This window comes from Bilophila wadsworthia ATCC 49260 (genome assembly GCF_000701705.1).
GTDB classification, from domain to species: domain Bacteria; phylum Desulfobacterota; class Desulfovibrionia; order Desulfovibrionales; family Desulfovibrionaceae; genus Bilophila; species Bilophila wadsworthia.
The window spans coordinates 1-4,136 of the sequence record NZ_JNJP01000157.1; the positions used below are offsets into that span (position 1 = coordinate 1).

Here is a 4,136-nt window from a genome sequence, read left to right on the forward strand (position 1 = left end):
TGGTGTTATCAGTTGAGATTTTATAGACATACGATATTGATTATATTAATTTCCGATTTTCTTGCTAAAACTAGTAATCAATTCAGATAGATAAACAGCGCCCCCACACTCATCTAATTGATTTGAAGCCTTCAAAACTGAGGCAAGGGAAACAAGGTCAACTGGTTTTTTTTGAAAAAATAAATATTGTATTGCTCTATATATAATTGCATGCCTTTTATCTTTAAAGTCTCGTGGACTAATATTTTCTATAAAAAAATATATAGAATTTGGAGATAGTATTAAAAGTGAAATTATATCTTGTTCAGATCTTTTAATTTTATCAGAATAGTCTATCATTGTTTTATTCCTAAATAGGGATCAAACTACTTTCTGCCATTACGTAATATGTCTTCGGCTAGTCCAAATTGTCTACAAACTTTACAGACAATGGGCTTATTATCCATAGTCCGGCAGTCCCCTTGTTTTAGTTTCGCACACTCCAACGCTCGATGCATTCTCTGGGCTTGCAAGCGCCGTCGTTTCTCCTCTTTGGCCTTTTCCTGTTCCTTCTGGGCCAGAGCTTTTTTCCCGCCGGAGAAGATGAACCGTATCTTTTCCACCGAGCGGCCTACCTTCACAGGCTCCCACTCAAAGCGGAAGGATGTTTTTTCCGTGATGTCCTTGTGGGCTTTTTCGAGAACTCGAATGCGGAATTGTCGAAAGTCCGCTCTAAACGTAGGGGGGGTATCGAGAAATCTATGCAAGTCGGCCATCGGAATAATGGCTTCTCCATTTTGGGAGTTCACAAGGGATTTTGTAATTTCAAAAATCCTTTGAGAATACAGGCTTGGAAGAGACAGATATTCCGTCAGGTTGTAGGTCGTAAAGCACTTCTTGAGGTCCAGTAGAAAGGGACCCATGAGCGGGTTAAAATTTGCGGTGATGATTCCCTTTCGGTATCTAATATCCGCGAAAAAAGGGCGTACCCGGTAAATCGGATGCGGGCCATCCGGGTCAGGTTCTTCCGTTTCAGCGAAAGCGGAGGCCAGTTCCCTACAGGTTGCCTTGATACGCTTGTAGTTTTCGCCACCGATGTAGGGGATAATATCTCTAGCTGGCACAGAGTACACCTGTTTCAGCTTTTCATCGTCGGTACGGATACAGGCAACCAGATGAGCCAGAACCCTAGACGCTTCAACACTTTTCACGGTTATGCGGGTTCGGATGATGGAGTTGGATTTCTTGACGAGTGTTCCAGGAACAGATAGCTCCTCTTTAGCCATGATGACCCCCTATCGGTCAGATTTGGTCAGGCCATGAAGAAATTCCGCCAGAATTTTTTCATGGCTGTTTTTTTTTACTTTTTTATAAATAACGGGCTATCCTGTCAATAAGCTCGAATAAAAAACGGTCATTTTGCCTGATTTCCCCCCCATTTTGACGGTCATTTTGCCCGATTTTGACGGTCATTTTGCCCGATTTAAATTTATAATATATTGAAATAATTTATGATTGAAAACGACAAAAAGAAAAAAAGTATTTAAAAAAAAGAAAAATCTGGAAAAAACACGGCCCTAACGGGCCGACTCGGAGCGGCTAGATTGCGCCTAACGGCGCGCCGCTAAATACAAAATCGGTGCGCGTCAGATGCGCCCTAACGGGCGCCGCGCATTCCACACGTAGGACTTGGCTCAGGCTCGGAATACTCCGAGCCTTCGAGTTATCTACGGAGGCTCACAGATTGCGCCTCCGGCGCAGCCTAAAAAACAACACTTTGATTCTTATAACTTACATTTTTGTGTATAACATACTGATTATTAACATAAAATAAACGCCATAGTATCAAAACTTCTCACAAAATAGACATTGACCTTGTTTCTTAACTTGGTACGGTAAAAGGTTATGCCCTTTTTTGCCCCAGAAATGGGCCTAGGATCGTTTTTTATTTGTTTCACGGGAAAACTATTGCAGAAAAAAGAAAAGCCCGGAAAACGGCATTTCCGGGCGAAATTCGATGCTGTCTACCCCTGCGCAACAGGCCAGCGTAGCATCTTAAAAATTTATATGCTAAAAAATAATCTCTTTTCAATCATAGAATTTCCCAACGATACCAGCCCTCTTTCCCTGTCTCCGGGTTCACGTAGCGCCGGCGGCACGCTATCAGAACTCGATTATAGAAAATCTTGATAGACTCCCCGGAGGGCGCTTTCTCTGTTGCTTTCCGTTTTGTAGCAGACAGGGTGCCAGTGTATGAGATGCGGGAACCGCCACTGTATCGAATCTCGTATGTATTCATTGCTTTTATCGTGTTGAAGCTCTATACTTTTGAGGAACCCCGGCACCTGCGGGAACAGGAACCGGGGCTGACGTAGCGCACGTTACGCGCCAGACACGTCTTGCATTTAGGGGTTAATTACCACTAAAAGCCCCGCATCAGTTGCAACCTGATGCGGGGCTTGCCTTTACCGAAGGCGGCTGTCTGCTGTGAGCAGAAGAGCCATGAGCACCAGCAACAGGATGGAAACGAAGATTCGTTTCATACGGTGCCCCTCCCTTTGGTTTGCGCTACGTCATCGGCGCAGAGGGGCAAGACGTGCTGTTACAGGCTTATGCTATTTTTTCTCTTCTTTCAATCTCGTTTCTTCCTCTTCTGAAAGACGCTTTAGACCTGCAAGTGCCCTTTCAAGATTCCGATCTTTGAGGTGCGTTTTTATGCTTTCCTCAAGTCTTTTTCTGGCGTCTTCATTCGATGATTTAAAAAATTCTTCAATATATACGCCGAACGAGATAAGTTGTCCGTCGCGTTCCTTACGTTTACTTGCAGATAGCCTTGCTTGCTCTTTCTGGAGTTTTGCCTTTAGCTGTTTTATCCGTAGAATACGCTTTTCTTCTGTGGTCATAGCTTCTTTTTTTTCCTGTATCTGCTGTTCCATGAGATAACTCCTTGATTTTGGCAATAGAATAGTAAAATATATCTTTCATATCAAGATACATTATGAGGAATACCTCTTGCGTAAATAGTTTGATGAGGGGGGACGCAAGGGGGGAGGAAAAAATACCGAAGTGCGCACATTAGCATTGCAAGCAATGCCTGTGCGCTCTCCGAGGGATAAGGTAAAGATATGGCGATCTTCCATTGCCAAGCAAAGGCTGTCAGTAGGTCGGCAGGACGTAGTGCAACAGCGTCAGCGGCATATCGCTCTGGAGAATCGATAACCGATAGGCGTACAGGTGAAGTATATGATTATGAAAAAAAACAAGGTGTAGGATATAAAGAGATAATCACACCAGACGGAAGCCAAATAGAACGTTCAGAGCTTTGGAATCGAGCAGAGGAAGCAGAGAAACGAAAAGATGCAAAAGTGGCACGAGAATGGGAACTTGCCTTACCCTCAGAATTGACAGCAGAACAAAGGAAAGACCTTGCATGTACTTTTGCTCGTATGCTTGTAGATCGCTATGGTGTTGTTGCTGATGTATGTATCCATGAACCAAGCTGTATGAGTGACCAAAGGAATCACCATGCACATATCTTGACGACGACACGCACTTATGCCGATGGTATATTGGGTGAAAAAACTCGGATATTAGATAGCCCGAAAACTAGCGGTAAAGAAGTAGAGTACATGCGTCAGGCTTGGGCCAACTTTGTAAACCGAGCACTAGAATGTCTACGGGAGCAAACTTCGGGAAGAACACGAAAAGCTGAAAACTGCAATCCAAGATCAAGAGGCTACCCTTGCCAAGATACAAGAAAAAACGTGGGGCCTGAGTCTGCACGAAGATAAGAATGGACGTTTTATTGTGTTGCCAGAGGGGATGACCAGCGAAGCCACTTGGACAGTAGGCAAAAGAACCGCTATCCGTCTGGTGAAATGAAAAAGGCCGGGAGTCCTGACAATCCCGGCCTGATGGGAGGGCCGCCGGAACTTGAAGTAACGAGCGGCTCACAGAAAAGATATAGTTTTTACGCCAAAAGTTCAATAGCTATAACTGCATATAGATAGGTTTTCGCGTATCACAATCGGTGATGGCCACGAACTTTTCCAGTTAACGTCTTGGTGTTATCAGTTGAGATTTTATAGACATACGATATTGATTATATTAATTTCCGATTTTCTTGCTAAAACTAGTAATCAATTCAGATAGATAAA

The 4,136-nt window shown here is 43.6% G+C and carries 5 protein-coding genes; 2 read left to right on the forward strand and 3 right to left on the reverse strand.

Annotation, left to right across the window (positions count from 1 at the left end; genetic code table 11):
• Positions 1-45: 45 nt before the first annotated feature.
• Positions 46-339 (reverse strand): DnaB-like helicase N-terminal domain-containing protein, encoded by a 294-nt coding sequence (locus T370_RS24685; RefSeq protein WP_081847621.1) that lies wholly within the window; start codon positions 337-339, stop codon positions 46-48.
• Between the two features lie 26 nt (positions 340-365).
• Complete coding sequence (locus tag T370_RS0121405) at positions 366-1,265, reverse strand: replication initiation protein (RefSeq protein WP_029436953.1); 900 nt, start codon at positions 1,263-1,265, stop codon at positions 366-368.
• Positions 1,266-1,884: 619 nt separating this feature from the next.
• Between T370_RS0121405 and T370_RS25305 the strand changes: the two genes are divergently transcribed.
• Positions 1,885-2,169 (forward strand): hypothetical protein, encoded by a 285-nt coding sequence (locus T370_RS25305; RefSeq protein ID WP_156034486.1) that lies wholly within the window; start codon positions 1,885-1,887, stop codon positions 2,167-2,169.
• A gap of 425 nt (positions 2,170-2,594) precedes the next feature.
• On the opposite strand, the gene T370_RS0121410 is transcribed toward T370_RS25305, so the two are convergent.
• Entirely contained in the window at positions 2,595-2,915 is a 321-nt protein-coding gene (locus T370_RS0121410; protein ID WP_029436954.1) for a hypothetical protein, read from the reverse strand.
• Between the two features lie 189 nt (positions 2,916-3,104).
• Here T370_RS0121410 and mobQ point away from each other — a divergent pair, with 189 nt between their 5' ends.
• The gene (gene mobQ, locus T370_RS24690) at positions 3,105-3,770 is read left to right on the forward strand and encodes a MobQ family relaxase (RefSeq protein WP_081847622.1); all 666 of its coding nucleotides are present in this window, start codon (positions 3,105-3,107) and stop codon (positions 3,768-3,770) included.
• Positions 3,771-4,136: the final 366 nt, after the last annotated feature.